The organism is Streptomyces sp. NPDC004051 (assembly GCF_053604275.1).
Window position 1 is genome coordinate 182,669 of the sequence record NZ_JBSGHG010000011.1, and the last position, 16,122, is coordinate 198,790.

Annotated in this window: 13 protein-coding genes; 5 read left to right on the top strand and 8 right to left on the bottom strand. The window is 71.5% G+C overall.

Annotated elements, in window-relative coordinates; all coding sequences use genetic code 11:
• Nucleotides 1–30: 30 nt before the first annotated feature.
• Together ACWEQO_RS15160 and ACWEQO_RS15165 are read right to left on the bottom strand one after the other, a co-directional pair.
• Nucleotides 31–1,791, bottom strand: coding sequence for a TIGR03767 family metallophosphoesterase (locus ACWEQO_RS15160; protein WP_452983006.1), 1,761 nt, complete (start codon nucleotides 1,789–1,791; stop codon nucleotides 31–33).
• Between the two features lie 314 nt (nucleotides 1,792–2,105).
• A complete protein-coding gene (locus tag ACWEQO_RS15165; protein ID WP_452983009.1) occupies nucleotides 2,106–2,552 on the bottom strand; it encodes an NUDIX hydrolase in 447 nt (148 codons plus the stop codon).
• A 307-nt stretch (nucleotides 2,553–2,859) separates the two neighbouring features.
• Between ACWEQO_RS15165 and ACWEQO_RS15170 the strand changes: the two genes are divergently transcribed.
• On the top strand, nucleotides 2,860–6,159 hold the full coding sequence (locus ACWEQO_RS15170; RefSeq protein ID WP_452983012.1) for a S8 family serine peptidase: 3,300 nt from the start codon (nucleotides 2,860–2,862) through the stop codon (nucleotides 6,157–6,159).
• 73 nt (nucleotides 6,160–6,232) lie between these two features.
• Here ACWEQO_RS15170 and ACWEQO_RS15175 read toward each other — a convergent pair whose 3' ends face one another.
• Both ACWEQO_RS15175 and ACWEQO_RS15180 read right to left on the bottom strand, forming a co-directional pair.
• The gene (locus tag ACWEQO_RS15175; protein WP_361459714.1) at nucleotides 6,233–6,994 is read right to left on the bottom strand and encodes a hypothetical protein; all 762 of its coding nucleotides are present in this window, start codon (nucleotides 6,992–6,994) and stop codon (nucleotides 6,233–6,235) included.
• A gap of 1 nt (nucleotide 6,995) precedes the next feature.
• The gene (locus ACWEQO_RS15180) at nucleotides 6,996–7,535 is read right to left on the bottom strand and encodes an RNA polymerase sigma factor (RefSeq protein WP_452983015.1); all 540 of its coding nucleotides are present in this window, start codon (nucleotides 7,533–7,535) and stop codon (nucleotides 6,996–6,998) included.
• Nucleotides 7,536–7,867: 332 nt separating this feature from the next.
• Here ACWEQO_RS15180 and ACWEQO_RS15185 point away from each other — a divergent pair, with 332 nt between their 5' ends.
• Nucleotides 7,868–8,899 carry an aspartate-semialdehyde dehydrogenase gene (locus ACWEQO_RS15185; protein ID WP_452983018.1) on the top strand — a complete coding sequence of 344 codons (1,032 nt, stop codon included), beginning with the start codon at nucleotides 7,868–7,870 and terminating at the stop codon, nucleotides 8,897–8,899.
• A gap of 315 nt (nucleotides 8,900–9,214) precedes the next feature.
• Nucleotides 9,215–9,733 (top strand): DUF402 domain-containing protein, encoded by a 519-nt coding sequence (locus tag ACWEQO_RS15190; RefSeq protein WP_452983021.1) that lies wholly within the window; start codon nucleotides 9,215–9,217, stop codon nucleotides 9,731–9,733.
• 33 nt (nucleotides 9,734–9,766) lie between these two features.
• Here ACWEQO_RS15190 and ACWEQO_RS15195 read toward each other — a convergent pair whose 3' ends face one another.
• On the bottom strand, nucleotides 9,767–10,294 hold the full coding sequence (locus ACWEQO_RS15195) for a DUF1203 domain-containing protein (RefSeq protein ID WP_452983024.1): 528 nt from the start codon (nucleotides 10,292–10,294) through the stop codon (nucleotides 9,767–9,769).
• 112 nt (nucleotides 10,295–10,406) lie between these two features.
• Here ACWEQO_RS15195 and pepN point away from each other — a divergent pair, with 112 nt between their 5' ends.
• The gene (pepN, locus tag ACWEQO_RS15200; protein WP_452983026.1) at nucleotides 10,407–13,001 is read left to right on the top strand and encodes an aminopeptidase N; all 2,595 of its coding nucleotides are present in this window, start codon (nucleotides 10,407–10,409) and stop codon (nucleotides 12,999–13,001) included.
• Between the two features lie 420 nt (nucleotides 13,002–13,421).
• Entirely contained in the window at nucleotides 13,422–14,189 is a 768-nt protein-coding gene (locus ACWEQO_RS15205) for a hypothetical protein (protein ID WP_452983029.1), read from the top strand.
• Between the two features lie 240 nt (nucleotides 14,190–14,429).
• Here the strand turns inward: ACWEQO_RS15205 and ACWEQO_RS15210 are convergent, their stop codons facing one another.
• The 3 genes from ACWEQO_RS15210 to ACWEQO_RS15220 all read right to left on the bottom strand — a co-directional run.
• Nucleotides 14,430–15,131 carry a hypothetical protein gene (locus ACWEQO_RS15210; RefSeq protein ID WP_452983032.1) on the bottom strand — a complete coding sequence of 234 codons (702 nt, stop codon included), beginning with the start codon at nucleotides 15,129–15,131 and terminating at the stop codon, nucleotides 14,430–14,432.
• 373 nt (nucleotides 15,132–15,504) lie between these two features.
• Nucleotides 15,505–15,699 (bottom strand): hypothetical protein, encoded by a 195-nt coding sequence (locus tag ACWEQO_RS15215; RefSeq protein WP_361459721.1) that lies wholly within the window; start codon nucleotides 15,697–15,699, stop codon nucleotides 15,505–15,507.
• A 66-nt stretch (nucleotides 15,700–15,765) separates the two neighbouring features.
• Nucleotides 15,766–16,122 (bottom strand): zinc ribbon domain-containing protein (locus tag ACWEQO_RS15220; protein WP_452983036.1); only part of this gene is annotated, 357 nt, incomplete at its 5' end.

Here is a 16,122-nt window from a genome sequence, read left to right on the forward strand (position 1 = left end):
GGGTGCTCCGGTCACGGTGATTGGCCGGTTTCAGCTCTTCTTCAGCAGCAGCTCCGTGTTCCGGTCCCGGGGGGCGCCGCCGAGGTCGGTGCGGGCGCCCGGGGCGTTGTAGGACAGTTCGCGGTAAAGGGCCGCCAGGCCGGTCTGGGTGAGGTCGTCGTGGTCCGTGCGGGACGGGGCCGCGGACTCGACCAGGGTGGTGAAGAGGGACAGTGTTCCGTCCTCGTTGTCCACCAGCTCGATGACGCGGGCGAGGTGGGGGAAGTCGATGTGGGAGGCGGTGGAGATCTCCCAGAAGGAGCCGGCGGAGCCGGTGTGCGGGGTGATGGCGTTGCGGTGGATGTGACCGTTGACCCAGGCCACCACGTTGCGGTGCCGGCCGAGGAGTTCGAGGAGTTCCCCGCCGTCGTGGCGCCGTTCGTCGGGGCGGGCCGGGTCGCGGTGCGTGTTCGTCATCGATTCGCTGGTGTGGTGGCTGAAGACGATCGCGCGGGAGTCCTTGTGGGTCCGCAGGGTCCGCTCCAGCCAGCGCAGTTGGGCCGTGCCGAGGGATCCCGTGTAGTGGCCGCCCGGGTCGGTGGTGTCGAGGCTGATCCCGATGACGTCGTCGGAGACGCGGAACGCGTAGTACTGGGTGCCCTCGTCGAGGTTGGCGGCGGTGTAGCCGTGGCCCACCGGGCCGGATCCGCGGTGTGCGGGGTCCAGGTGCGCCTTCAGGTACTCGGCGGGGGTGAACGGGGCGCGCGCCTCGTCGGGGGTGACCGGACGCATCGCGCGGGCGTGGGTCTTCAGGAACTCGCCGTACTGGACGCCCCGGGGGTCGGTGGCCTTCTTGATGGCCTGCTGGAGCTTCTTCGCCTCGGCCGCCGGTATCTTCATCAGTTTCCGTCCGCCGACGGCGAGTTCGGTGAGGTGGGAGTCGCCGTGGGAGGCGTAGCAGCCGAGTGGCATCGTGTCGTGGTTGCCGACGGTGGAGTACCAGGGAAGGTTGAGGCCGGGGCTGTCGACCTCGCGGACGGCGGCCGCGAGGAAGCCGTCCAGGTGCGGGAAGCCGAGCTGTTTGTCGGCGTCGCGGGCGGCGGTTTCCGGCTGCCAGTACTGTCGCAGGCCGCTGTTCTGGACGCCTTCGTAGTGGCGCGGGTCCCCGGAGTTGGGGGTGACGCGGCCACCGCTGAACACCTTCAGGAACCAGTCCAGTTCGGTGCGGGTGTTGTTGTCCGTGTTGTCGCCGGTGGTCATCGCGAAGTGCAGCGGGGAGCCGGTGGCGGGGGCGCCGCGCAGCGCGTTGATCCGCTCGACGAGTGCGACCGCGCCGTGCACGGTGAGCGCCTCCTGGGGCCGCCAGGCGCGCGCATCGGTGGAGCGCAGGTACTCCAGGCGCAGCGGGTGCTGCACATCGAGCACGTGCACGTCGGTGAGGTGCACGAACGCCGCCAGCGTGGTGCGGCGGTCGTCCCGGCCGGAGCGGGCCGCGGCCAGCTCGCCGCGCACCACCCGCCCCCAGCCCCGTCCTTCCTCCAGGCGCCGGTAGCCGGACCCGCCGGATGCACCGCGCGGGGCGGACACCCCTTCGAGGGTGGTGCCCCGGGTGTACGGGGCGAGCGGGGCGGCCGGCGCCGGCCGTGAGGAGGCGCGCACGGCCCCGTCCGCGGCGGTGTCCGCCGCGCCGGCCTCGCCGCCGGGCCGCAGGGCGTGACCGACGCCGGCGGAGAGGGCCACCGCACCGGTGACGGCGAGGAGGGAACGGCGGTGGAGTCCAGTGGAGTCGGCGACTGAGCGGATGCGCGACATGGCGCTTCCCTCCCCGGGTGCGAACGCGTCGACAGTGGTCGCGGGGCGCCCGCCGGGCGAACGTCCCGCTCGTACTGGATGCTCGGCAGCCGGAATGGCCTGCGTGTGAACGCGGTGGCAACGCGCGACACCGATCGCCGTACGTGGATCTCGGGCCACCCCGCGGGTCGGCGCCCGCTTCCGCACCGGCCCAGAACCGGTCACTCCGTGTTCACTTCACGGGAGAGCCGGGGCGGGGAACGTCGACCCGACAGCGACGATCAGCGCAATCACCCGATCGAGGCCAAAGGCTTCGACCGGTCACCTCCCACCGGTCAGCCCTCCGCGCGCTCCGCGACCCGCCCCGCGGCCGGCCGTTCCCGCCACAGCCGCAGCGCGATGTCGACCATGCGGACCCGGACCAGGTCCGGGACGGCGTCCAGGGGCTGCCAGGCGGCCAGTTCGGTGGAGCCGCCGATCTCGTTGCGCAGTTCGCCGCCGGTGATCCGCCCCTCGTAGACCAGCCGCACGCCGTGGTGGTCGACGGGGCGGCCCAGACGGCCGCCGGGGAAGGTGTGCCGACTGGAGTCCACGCCGAGCAGTCCGGTGACCTCGATGCGGTAGCCGGTCTCCTCCTCGACCTCCCGCCGCACGGTGTCGTAGGGGTCCTCGCCGTGTTCCATGCCGCCGCCCGGCATGACCCACTCGGGGGTGCCTCCGGGCGCCGGGGACCGGGCCAGCAGCAACTGCCCGTCGCGCACCACCACGGCGTAGGCCGCCACCCTCAACTTCCTTCGCACTCCAGGACGTTATCCCGACGACCGCCGGACCGGCAGGTGAGTGCCCGCCAACGGGCCGCCGCTGTGCGGCGCGAGCGCGCGAACGACTTGCCCGCTTCGTCATCCCGCGCCCGATACCTGCATAGCGGGTTTTCCCCACACATCCATTTCGATTCGGCCAACCCTCCCCAAACACCTGTCCCTTGCGAAAGGCTCAGCGATCGTCCGGGATCGCATTCCGGACGATCGCGGCCAGGGTCGATCGGCTCCGGTCGCTCCACGATGGTGCCTTTATCTGCAAGGGATGCCGATGACCCATTCCTCCCAGCGCGAAGCGATACCGGGCGCGAGACGCGTCGCCCGTGTCGTCCTGGCCGCCGGTCTCGTCGCCGCGCTCAGCGCGGTCGGACCGATACCCCTGGCGGTCGCCGCCGGCGCGCCGGCCGCCACGCCCGTCGACGGTGACGTCAAGTCCGCGCCCGACAAGCTCGGTTCGAAGGACGCGGACCTGCTCGCCGAGGCCAAGGCGGACGGCGTCAAGAACGTCACGATGATGATCGCCACCGCCCCCGGCAAGACCGAGCAGGTCGCCGAGCAGCTGGACGCGGTCAAGGGCGGTTCGGTCGGCCGGACCCACGACGCGCTCGGCTACGTCCGCGCCACCGTCCCCACCGCCGAGGCGGACTCGGCCATCGCCGCCGCCGCCAAGCTCTCCACCGTGCACGGCATCGACCTGCGCGAGGAGATCCCGCTGGACGACCCGACGCCCGGCGCGGACACCACGAAGGGCGCCGCCGGCAAGGGCGGCAAGGGCGGCTACCCGGCCCCCGACAAGCGGACCCCCGCCAAGAACCCGTACAACCCGTCCTTCGAGACCGGCGCCGTCGACTTCGTCAAGGACAACCCGAAGGCGGACGGCCGCGGCATCACCATCGGCGTCATCGACACGGGTGTGGACCTCGCCCACCCGGCGCTGCAGAAGACCACCACCGGCGAGCGCAAGATCGTCGACTGGGTGACGGCGACCGACCCGCTCGTGGACGGCGACCGGACCTGGCGCCAGATGTCCGAATCGGTGTCCGGCCCCACCTTCACCCACGAGGGCACGACCTGGACGGCGCCCGAGGGCTCGTACCGGATCAGCACGTTCAAGGAGTCCTACACCATCGGCGGTGACGCGGGCGGTGACGCCAACCGCGACGGCGACACCACCGACTCCTGGGGTGTTCTGTACGACGCGGCGGCCGGCACGGTCCGCGTCGACCTGAACAACAACCAGGACTTCTCCGACGACACCCCGATGAAGCCGTACAAGGACGGCTTCCAGATCGGGTACTTCGGCACCGACGACCCGAAGACCGAGGTCGCCGAGCGCCAGCCGTTCGTCGTGGAAATCCGCAAGGACGTCGTGTACAACGCGGCCGGCGCCAAGGCCGACTTCGTCAACATCGGCCTCATCCAGGGCTCGCACGGCTCGCACGTGGCCGGCATCACCGCGGCCAACGGCCTGTTCGGCGGCAGGATGAACGGCGCCGCCCCCGGAGCGAAGATCGTCTCCTCCCGCGCCTGCACCTGGTCCGGCGGCTGCACCAGCGTGGCGCTCACCGAGGGCATGATCGACCTCGTCGTCAACCGCGGTGTCGACATCGTCAACATGTCCATCGGCGGTCTGCCGGCGCTGAACGACGGCAACAACGCCCGCGCCGAGCTCTACAACCGCCTCATCGACACCTACGGCGTCCAGCTGGTGATCTCCGCGGGCAACTCCGGCCCCGGCGCCAACACCATCGGCGACCCCGCCCTGGCCGACAAGGTCATCTCGGTCGGCGCGACCATCTCCAAGGAGACGTGGGCCGCCAACTACGGCTCCGAGGTGAAGAAGAAGTACGCCATGATGCCGTTCTCCTCGCGCGGTCCGCGTGAGGACGGCGGCTTCACGCCGACGCTGGTCGCGCCCGGCGCGGCGATCAACACCATCCAGACCTGGTCGCCGGGCGCGCCGGTCGCCGAGGCGGGCTACGCCCTGCCCGCCGGTTACGGCATGCTCCAGGGCACCTCGATGGCCTCCCCGCAGGCCGCCGGCGCCGCCGCGCTGCTGCTGTCGGCCGCGAAGCAGAAGCGCGTCGACCTCACCCCCGCGAAGCTGCGCACCGCCCTCACCTCCACCGCCGAGCACATCAAGGACGTGCAGGCCTACGAGGAGGGCGCCGGCCTCATCGACATCGAGGACGCCTGGGACGCGATCCGCGACGGCGCCACCGCGCACGAGTACGCGGTCAAGGCGCCGGTCGACACCGCGATCGACCAGTTCCTGAAGACCCCGGGCTTCGGCACCGGCCTCTACGACCGTGAGGGCGGCCTCAAGGCCGGTCAGAAGAAGACGTACGACATCACCGTCACCCGTACGTCCGGCCCCGACCGCGCGATCCGGCACCGGCTCGGCCTCGAGAACAACGCCGGCAACACCTTCCGCATCCTCGGCGACCGCGACGTGCGGCTCTCGCTGAACAAGCCGGTGACCGTCAAGGTCCAGGCCGCGCCCCGCTCGGCCGGGCTGAAGAGCGCGATCCTCGAGGTCGACGACCCGCGCACCGAGGGCGTCGACCGGCAGATCCTGAACACCGTGGTCGTCTCGGCGCCGCTGAAGCACACCTTCTCCGCCTCCGGCACGGCCCAGCGCAACAGCACCACCTCCTACTTCGTCACCGTGCCCGAGGGCGCGAAGACGCTGGAGATCGCGCTCGGCGGGCTGAAGGCCACGAGCCAGACCCGGTTCGTCGCCATCCACCCGTACGGCGTCCCGGCCGACCCGACCTCGACGGTCAACTGCTACCCGAACTACACCAACCCGGCCAACACCTGCCGTCCCGACGTGCGTTCGTACGCGGACCCGCAGCCGGGCGTCTGGGAGATCGAGGTCGAGTCGCGCCGCACCTCGCCGCTGCTCGACAACCCGTACAAGCTGGACGTCGCCGTGCTCGGCGCGGTCTTCGCCCCGGAGACCGTGACCGTGCCGGAGACCAAGGTCGGTGCTCCGGCCGACGTCTCCTGGAAGGTGACCAACCAGGCCGCCGCCCTGGACGGCAAGCTGGTCGGCGGCCCGCTGGGCTCGGCCAAGAACGACCGGCCGACCATCAGCACGGGCGACGTCCACACCACTACGGTCGAGGTGCCCGCGGGCGCCGCGTCGCTCGACGTGGCCATCGGCAACGTCACCGACACCGCCGCCGACCTGGACCTGGCGGTCTACGACGCCGCCGGCACCCGCGTCGCCCAGTCCGCCGACGGCGACTCGGAGGAGTCGGTCTCCGTCGCCAGGCCGGCCGCCGGTACGTACACCGTCCAGGTCGTGGGCTACTCCGTCCCGGCCGGTTCCGCCGAGTACGACTACCGTGACGTGTTCTTCTCCGCCACGCTCGGCGAGGTCACGGTCGACGGGGCCGCCCCGGTGAAGCTCGGCACGGGCGCCTCGGCCTCCGTCTCCGGCAGCGTCACCGCCGTCGCGGCGGCTCCCGAGGGCCGTGAGTTCTTCGGGCGCGTCCAGCTGGTCAACGCGCGCGGCACGGTCGCGGGCACGGGCAGCGTGACGATCGAGAGGGTCGTGCCGTAACCGACGGCCACCAGCGGCAGGGGCGGGCGTCCACCGGGGCGCCCGCCCCTTTCGCCTCGTGCCGAAGGGGGAGTCAGCCCCCGCCGTCGCACTCGAGGCCCTGGGATCCGGGGAGCGCCCGCTCGACCTGCAGACGGCCCTCCTCCAGAGCGTCACGGGCGGCGGGCCGGACCCCGTCCCCGGGGCCGGGCGGATCGCCCGCGCGGTAGCTCTCGGGCCCCTCTCCGGGCGTGCTCGAGATCAGGACGAGCATGCGGACCCCGGCCCTGTAGTACGCCGGTACGTCGGCGCCCTCGTCGGTGAACGCCAGCTCCCTCTCGCCGTCCGACGGCTTGTAGTGGCGGTCCACGTCCAGCACGATCCTGTACCGGTCGTTCCCACCCGCCGGTTCGACCCGCGCCACCGTGCCCTCGGCGACGACGCTGGAGCAGGCGATGAGCCCCTCGTAGGTGAGCAGGGACTTACCGCCCGCATCCTGGGCGCTCGCGGCGTCGGCACTGCTTCCCGAGGCCTGCCCGGTGACGCCGCCCTGCGTGATCAGCCACCCCATGCCTCCTCCCACGGCGGTGACGACGGCCAGGGCGAGGGCCCCCAGGGCGAGCCTCGGCAGTCGACGCCGCTGGTGGGCCGCCCGTACGGGTGCGGGCTCCGTACCGGACCGCGGCTCGTCGGCCAGGACTCCCCCGATCACCCCGAGCTGCTCGCGCAACAGCACCACATCGGCCTCGGCCCTGCGGTGCTCGGCCATGAACGCGGCATCCGCGCGGGCCTCGTCCGGCAGCGGCTCGCCGGTGATCGCGGACATCAGCGCGTCTGCGTCGTGTTCGGCAGCCACGTCACACCACCTCGTCCTCGTGCAGGCGGGCGCGCAGGGCCCGTACGGCCGTGTGCAGTCGGCTCTTGACCGTGCCCTCGGGGACGCCGAGCTGCTCGGCTATCGAGCGCACCGGGAGGTCGGCGTAGAACCGCAGCACGACGACCTGGCGCTGGGCGTCGGGCAGCCCGTCCAGACCGCGGGCGACGGCGAGGGAGAGCAGGCGGGTCTCCTCGTCGGCGGGGAGCTGTTCCGCCGGGCGCAGCGCGGCGAGGCGTTCGCCGAGCCGCTCCTGGCGGCGTTTGGCCCGGTGCCAGTCCATGGCGAGGTTGGAGGCGACCACCGCCGCCCACGCGGAGACGTCCCGGGGCGCCTCCTGCCCGTTCGCGGCGCGTTCCAGCAGCCGCAGCCGGACCTGCTGCACCCCGTCCGGCAGGTCCGCCTGCGGCACCCCGCCGAGCGCGAGCACCGCCCGCACCCGGCGTTCCTGCGCCGCATCCAGCGGGTCGTCGTCCGCGGCACCGTACGCCGGCCGGCCGCGCCGGATTCTTCCGCGCAGCACTGCCCACCCCCCTCACCCTGTTTCCCCTACGACGCCGGTCGGGCCCGGAACGTTCGCCCGGGTGCCGTGGACCGGTGGAGGCGTATGTCACACCGCCGTGTGGGTGGGGCTGGGCGGGGCAGGGGACCTTGCGGCCGGTGGCCCCCGAGGGCCGATTTTCTGCGGCTCGCAGGGGTGGCGGCCGCAGGTCCGCGACCGGGGCCCGGCGCCGGGGCGTCCCACTGTTCGGGCAGAAGGCGTTAACAATTGGACAAGCGGGACGTGGTCGGCCGCATGATGGAAAAGCCTCGGCCAGGTAACAGGAACGCGAAGAGACGCAGTAGGGAGACGCCGTGAGGGTCGGAATCGTCGGAGCCACCGGTCAGGTGGGCACGGTCATGCGCAGCATCCTCAGGGAGAGGGCCGCTTCGAGTGAACTGGGCCCGCTGACCGAGCTGCGCCTGTTCGCCTCGGCCCGCTCGGCGGGGACGGTCCTGGACGGGGTCACGGTGGAGGACGCGGCCACCGCGGACTACACCGGCCTGGACATCGTGCTGTTCTCCGCGGGCGGCGCGACGTCGAAGGCGCTGGCCGAGAAGGTCGCCTCGCAGGGCGCCGTCGTGATCGACAACTCGTCCGCGTGGCGCAAGGACCCGGAGGTCCCGCTGGTCGTCTCCGAGGTGAACCCGGAGGCGATCGCGAACCGCCCCAAGGGCATCATCGCCAACCCGAACTGCACCACGATGGCCGCGATGCCGGTCCTGCGTCCGCTGCACGCCGAGGCGGGCCTGGAGGCGCTGGTCGTCGCCACGTACCAGGCGGTGTCCGGCTCCGGCCTCGCGGGCGTGGCCGAGCTGCACGACCAGACCCAGAAGGTCGTCGCCGACGCCGACAAGCTGACCCACGACGGCGCGGCGGTCGACTTCCCCGAGCCCGGTGTCTACAAGCGCCCCATCGCCTTCAACGTGCTGCCCTTCGCCGGCAACCTCGTGGACGACGGTCTGAACGAGACCGACGAGGAGCAGAAGCTGCGCAACGAGTCCCGCAAGATCCTGGACATCCCGGAGCTCAAGGTCTCCGGCACCTGCGTGCGCGTCCCGGTCTTCTCCGGCCACTCCCTCCAGATCAACGCCCGGTTCGCCCGCCCGATCAGCGCGGAGCGCGCGACCGAGCTGCTGGCCGACGCCCCCGGTGTCGTCCTCACCGACATCCCCACCCCGCTCCAGGCGGCCGGCCGGGACGCGTCCTACGTCGGCCGCATCCGCAGCGACGAGACGGTCGACAACGGCCTGGCCCTGTTCGTCTCCAACGACAACCTCCGCAAGGGCGCGGCCCTGAACACCGTCCAGATCGCGGAACTGGTGGCGGCCGAGCTGAAGCGGTAACCGCAGACCCGCTCGCTGCGAAGGGGCCGCCCGGCCGGGCGGCCCCTTCGACGTGTTCAGAGCGTCGGACACGTCGTGCCGCAATGCCTCGCCGGGGGCACCGCGAAGGAGCACTCCGCCCGTGCCGGTGCCCGAGTCCGACCCACCTGCCGAAAAGCGTGAGCACTTCGACCATCACTGTTCACATACCGCTCATGTGAGCGCCCGTGTGACAGTTGTCCGCCGACTGCTCACGGTTTTCAGCAGGACACCCCCGACCTCACCATGTGAAGCGCGGGCGGTCTCTTGCCCTCGCCGTAGGGGTAGCGTCTTGGTATGGCCGCAGAGAGCCCTTCCGTGCTGGTCGACATACGCAAGTACGACGGCAGCCTGAGCGCGCGGTGGACTGCCGTCCGACTCGGTGAGGACGAGCACGGCGTGTGGCTGGGCACGGCGCAGGGCGTCCCCGTCAGGTCGGCCGCGGGCAGCCGGACAAGCCGGTTCGCCCACGTGATGCTGGTCCCGCCCGGCGAGTGGTGGACGGCCACGTTCTGCGCGGCCCCGGGCCCCGAGATGTACTGCGACGTGTGCACGGTGCCCGAGTGGAGCGCCGACGGGACCGTCCTGCGCACGGTGGACCTCGATCTCGACGTCGTACGGCCTCATGGCGGCGAGGCCCATGTCGAGGACGAGGAGCAGTTCGCCGAGCACCGGGTGCGCTACGGCTACCCCGACAGCGTCGTCGACAAGGCCCGGCAGACCTGTGCCTGGTTGACGGAGGCGGGCCGCCGCGGGGGTGAGGGCGCCGAACCGTTCGCCTCGGCGTACCGCCACTGGCTCGGTCTGATGGAGTAGTCGGGGCGCTGCCGGGTGGTGGTGCGACGCTCCTCAGCCGGGTGACCCGGCCCTCGACGGGCCGGCCGGACGCCCACGGTCCTCGCGGCGTACCTCGTAGAGGAAGCAGCCGTGCTCCACCGCGCGGACGTGGACGAGGGCGACCTCCGGGTCGGTGAAGGCCTCCGTGAGGGCGGGGGCGAAGGCGTCCGGGGTGTCCACCAGGCGGCCGCCCAGGATGCGGCCCTCGGCGGAGTAGCGGCGCAGGACGCGGTGGGCGTGGGTGAAGGGGAGGCCCGCGTCGGGCGCCGGGCCCGCGCACTGCCGGGCGTGGATGAAGACCGGGCCCTGCTCGTCGTACGCGCCCGGGTCGGCGCCCGTCCGGGCCGCCCAGCGGCGCAGCGGCGCGTACGACACCAGGGTGATGGTCTCACCGGGCGTGCTGCGGCGCAGGCAGCAGCGGAGCGGGGCGCCGCCCTCCTCGTCGGTGCGGGGGAGCGCGGGGCGGCCCGCGTCGTCCAGGGTGCGCAGTTCCTCCAGGACCGGTGCCGGGACGGGACGGGGGGTGTGGGGCGTCGTCATGGTTCCAGGCTCCCGCCGGGCCGGGCGCGTCACCGGCGGGAAACGGTCATCGCGTTCCGTGCCGGTCACGTGGAAGGATGACACAACCGACACATAACGAGGAGATGACCGCGTGCCTGGCACAAACCTGACTCGCGAAGAGGCGCAGCAGCGGGCGAAGCTGCTGACCGTTGACTCGTACGAGATCGACCTCGATCTCTCCGGCGCGCAGGAGGGCGGCACCTACCGGTCCGTGACCACGGTGCGCTTCGACGTCTCCGCGGACGGGGAGGGTGCGGAGTCGTTCATCGACCTGGTGGCCCCCACCGTCCACGAGGTGACCCTCAACGGGGACTCCCTCGACCCCGCCGAGGTGTTCGCGGACTCCAGGATCGCCCTGCCGGGTCTGCTCCCGGGCCGCAACGTGCTGCGGGTGAGCGCCGACTGCGCGTACACCAACACCGGTGAGGGCCTGCACCGGTTCGTCGACCCGGTCGACGACCAGGCCTACCTCTACACCCAGTTCGAGGTGCCGGACGCCCGCCGGGTGTTCGCGAGCTTCGAGCAGCCGGACCTCAAGGCGACCTTCCAGTTCACCGTGAAGGCCCCGGAGGGCTGGACCGTCGTCTCCAACTCGCCGACGCCCGAGCCCCGGGACAACGTCTGGGAGTTCGAGCCGACGCCGCGGATCTCGACGTACATCACCGCGCTGATCGTCGGCCCGTACCACTCCGTGCACAGCGTGTACGAGAAGGACGGCCAGTCGGTGCCGCTCGGCATCTACTGCCGGCCCTCGCTCGCCGAGTTCCTCGACGCGGACGCCATCTTCGACGTCACGCGGCAGGGCTTCGAGTGGTTCCAGGAGAAGTTCGACTACGCGTACCCCTTCGGGAAGTACGACCAGCTGTTCGTGCCGGAGTTCAACGCGGGCGCGATGGAGAACGCCGGCGCGGTGACCATCCGGGACCAGTACGTCTTCCGGTCGAAGGTGACGGACGCGGCCTACGAGGTGCGGGCCGCGACGATCCTGCACGAGCTGGCCCACATGTGGTTCGGCGACCTGGTCACCATGGAGTGGTGGAACGACCTGTGGCTGAACGAGTCGTTCGCCACCTACGCCGAGGCCGCCTGCCAGGCCGACGCGCCGGGCTCGAAGTGGCCGCACTCGTGGACGACGTTCGCGAACTCCATGAAGACCTGGGCGTACCGCCAGGACCAGCTGCCGTCCACGCACCCGATCATGGCCGACATCCGTGACCTGGACGACGTGCTGGTCAACTTCGACGGCATCACGTACGCCAAGGGCGCGTCCGTCCTGAAGCAGCTGGTGGCCTACGTCGGCGAGGACGCGTTCTTCCGGGGCGTGCAGGCGTACTTCAAGCGTCACGCGTACGGCAACACGCGCCTGTCCGACCTGCTGGGCGCCCTGGAGGAGACCTCCGGCCGCGATCTGAGCACCTGGTCGAAGAAGTGGCTGGAGACGGCCGGCATCAACGTGCTGCGCCCGGAGATCGAGACCGACGGCGCGGACGGTACGGGCGTCATCACCTCCTTCGCCGTCCGCCAGGAGGCCCCGGCGCTGCCCGCCGGCGCCAAGGGCGAGGCCACCCTGCGCCCGCACCGCATCGCCGTCGGCCTGTACGACCTGGACGCGGCGAGCGGCAAGCTGGTGCGCGTCGACCGGGTCGAGCTGGACGTCGACGGGGAGCTGACCGCCGTGCCGCAGCTCGTCGGCAAGGCCCGTCCCGACGTGATCCTGCTCAACGACGACGACCTGTCGTACGCCAAGGTCCGCCTGGACGAGCGGTCGCTGGCCTTCGTCACCGAGCACCTCGGCGACTTCGAGGCGTCCCTGCCGCGCGCGCTGAGCTGGGCCTCGGCCTGGGACATGACCCGGGACGCCGAACTGGCCACCCGCGACTACCTGTCCCTGGTGCTGTCGGGCATCGGCAAGGAGTCGGACATCGGCGTGGTGCAGTCGCTGCACCGCCAGGTGAAGCTGGCGATCGACCTGTACGCCGCCCCGGCGGCCCGCGAGGCCCTGCTCACCCGCTGGACGGAGGCCACGCTGGCCCATCTGCGGGCCGCCGAGGCGGGCAGCGACCACCAGCTGGCGTGGGCGCGCGCCTTCGCCGCGACGGCGAGGACGCCGGAGCAGCTGGACCTCCTGGAGAGCCTGCTGGACGGCACGCAGACGGTCGAGGGCCTGGCTGTCGACACGGAGCTGCGCTGGGCGTTCGTGCAGCGGCTCGCGGCGGTGGGCCGGTACGACGAGGCCGAGATCGCGGGCGAGTACGAGCGCGACAGGACCGCCGCGGGCGAGCGGCACGCCGCCACCGCGCGCGCCGCCCGGCCGACCGAGGAGGCCAAGGCGGAGGCGTGGGCGTCGGTCGTCGAGTCCGACAAGCTGCCGAACGCGCTCCAGGAGGCGGTGATCGCCGGCTTCGTCCAGACCGACCAGCGTGAGCTGCTGGCGCCGTACACGGAGCGGTACTTCGAGGCGCTCAAGGACGTCTGGGAGTCCCGCTCGCACGAGATGGCCCAGCAGATCGCGGTCGGCCTCTACCCGGCGATCCAGGTCACCGGCGAGACCCTGGACCGCACCGACGCCTGGCTCGCCTCGGCCGACCCGAGCCCGGCCCTGCGCCGTCTGGTCTCCGAGTCCCGCGCGGGCATCGAGCGGGCCCTGCGCGCCCAGGCCGCGGACGCGGCGGCCGAACGGGCGTAACCCGTAAAGGCACGCATCAGGGGCGCCCGGCACGAGTCACGCCGGGCGCCCCTCGCCGTACGGAGGCCCGTACGAAGGTCCGTCGGCGCGGTGCTGCGACCCCTGCGCAGGGCCTCGCCCCCGAACGGCGTCGGCGCACCGCCGTGAACGGGCGGCATGGTCCCGGGGCCCGCGAGCGTCCTCCCGCACAGGCCGAGCGCGCGGTGCGAGAGGACGGCCTCGCGGTGGGCGGGGAGGACGTTGCCGTGGTCGGCGCCCGGGCGTCATCCGGTCGTCGTGCGTTCCTTCTCACGGGAGGCGGGGATCGTCTGATGCCCCATCGTGATGCGCGGGTGTACAACCCCGTGTGGATGCCGGCTGTCTGTAAGGCGCTGGAGGGATGAGCCTTCGGTGCCTTTCCGCAAGGAGATTGGGGACCAGGTGGGGAAGCAGGTCTGGAGAGTCGTCGTGGCCGGTGGTGCGGCGGCGGTGTTCACGGCCGTGGCCGCGGTGCCGGCCGGGGCGGCCGAGGGTGGGGTCTCGTTCACCCGTGTCCAGGTGAACGGCGGCAAGCCGATTGTGATCGGGGTGTCGAAGGAGGTCGCGGTGCCCGCCTCCTTCCGGATGACGACCACTCATAAGTGGAAGTGGTCGCCCATGGTGTTCCTGTACCGGAGTGGTTCGGGTGACCGGCTGTGGCACTCCATCGAGACGAGCGACTGCATCAGGGTGAGCTCGAGCGTCTGCGACTTCGACGAGACGATGTACTTCGACCCGAGCCTGTGGGACATGTACAACAGCGAGGCCGGAGCCTGGAAGGTCGGGGCCGAGGTGCACTTCAAGGGCGGCGGTGGGGACACCGACGACAAGGGACTGACGGTCCACGTCAAGCGCAACTCCCGCCTGACCGTCAACGCCTCGCCCGAACCGGTGTCCAAGGGCAAGACCATCACCGTGACCGGAAAGGTCACGCGGGCCAACTGGGAGACCAGGAAGTACGCCTCCTACGGGGGCCGCCTGGTGAGCCTGCAGTTCAAGCCTGCCGGCACCACCTCCTACACCACGGTGAAGAAGGTGTACGCGAACGGCTCGGGTGATCTCAGGACGACCGTGAAGGCCTCCAAGACGGGTACGTGGCGCTGGGCGTACTACGGCAACACCACCACCGGGCCGTCGACGTCGTCCGGGGACAACGTCGTGGTGAAGTGACGTCCGCGGTGCCGGCGGGCCGGCGGGGGCCGAACCGGCGGTGACGGCTGCGACGGTCAAGGCGTCGGGTCCGCCGCGATCACGGCGGACCCGACGCCTTGCGCCCTGACCGACCGCGAACCGCCGTGCACGGGCCTCGGTGCGACGTGAGCCGACGCGCCGTGCGGACCATGAGGCCGGTCGTGACCGTGGGGTCGGTGACGAGGACGTGCTTGTTCCGGGTACGGCTCGGGGACCCGCTCAGCCGCCGACGCCCCTCAGGTCCAGCAGCTCGTCATCGGCCGGCGGCTCCACCTTCAGGGGCTTTTCGAAGTCGCCGAACGTGGTGGTGGTACGGAAGTCGGCGCCCTTGTAGTCGACCTTGAGCAAGTAGGGCTTGCCCTCCGTGGCGACGTGGAACGTGTAGGTGCCGCCCTTGTCCCCCGCGTCGGTCACCACCAGGGCGATGGCCGGGCGGCCGTCGACCTCGGCCGGTTCGCCCTTCTCCGCCTTGCCGAACGTGGCGAACGGCCAAGTACAGTCGGAAAGCCCGTCGCCGGGCACCGACTCACTGGCCGGTTTCTTGATCCAGCGGTCCTGCTCGGCCGAACTCGATATCTCCTTCCCTGCCCACTGATCGAGATAGGCGCGGTTCGGCCGGATGTAGTCCGTCTCCTTGATCCGTATCTGTTCGAGCGCGGCGCCCGACTCCGAGGACGACCTGAAGGTGCAGGTGCTCTTGAGGTCGGTCGCCAGAACGCTGGTGAGGCGTTCCCCGTCGGTGCGGGTGGTTTCCGCTTCGATGGTCACCGACGTGAGCGACTTCATGGTCTTGTACGCGTCCTCGAGCGACTGCGCGGCGGAGCGTTCGTCCGTTGCGGCGCCGTCCGAACAGCCGGTCGCGGTGACGCCGAGCACCAGGCAGGCCGCCGTGGCCTTCGCGACGGTCGAGATCTTCCCCACAGGGCTCCCAAAGTCATGAGCATGATCCAATGCAGGCGGAGAGCCTACTCGACCGCCGCCCCTCCGATCGGAGCCGGCATCCGGCACGGTCGCGGGTGACCGGCCGGCACTGAACGCTCCGGTGCTTCCAGGAGGAGACACCCGTGCTCCGCCGAACATCCGCGGCCTTCGGGCGCCTCGGCGGCGTGGTGGTCCTCGGGGACATCCCCGCGCGGCTCCGCACCCGACGGAGAGCGGCGTTCCGACCGCGGTTCCGACGACACCGCGGTTCCGACGACACGGGGGGGCGTCGGCGCGCGCTGATCGTTCACGGCGGTGGGCAGCGGCGCGGGGCGCTGCGTGAGGACGAGCCGTCGGCCCCCTCCCGGTTTCCCTAGTCACCGTCGTCGGTGGATCCGTTCAGCCCCCGGCTCCGGTTCTTCCCGGAGCCGCGCAGCAGTTCCCCGGCGGCGAGCGTGATGGTCGCCACGGCGCGGGTCCAGCGGGGTCCGCCACGTTCCGCCCACACCACGCATGCGCACCCGCCGACGACGAGCGCCAGGACGCCGATGAGCACCAGAGCAATCATGTTCCGTTGCCAAGACCGTAGTCGGGTCTCAGCATTCCGGGCATTTCGGCCCGGAGGTCCGTCTCGTCACCAGAGCGTGAGGGCTTCGGCTTGAGTACGGTCTCTCGCTTCTGTCTGCCGCTGCTGCGGCAGGGTTGCGCCACCTGCCCGCCCCGCACTCGTCCTGCGACGGGTGCGGGTGGCGCGGGTCTTCTGGTCGGCTCCACGAGGCTTCGACACCGCCGGGACGGCGTCCTGGTCTCCGGCCACTCCGGTACCAGTCATGCAGGCTGCCGCGAGTGCGGCGAGGTTGAGTGCGGCGTTGTCGTCCCGGTCGATGACCAGGCCACAGGCGTCGCACTCATAGCTCCGCACGTGCAGCGGCAGCTTGGCTTTCACCGCGCCGCACCCGGAACAGGTCTTGGAGGAGGGGTACCAGCGGTC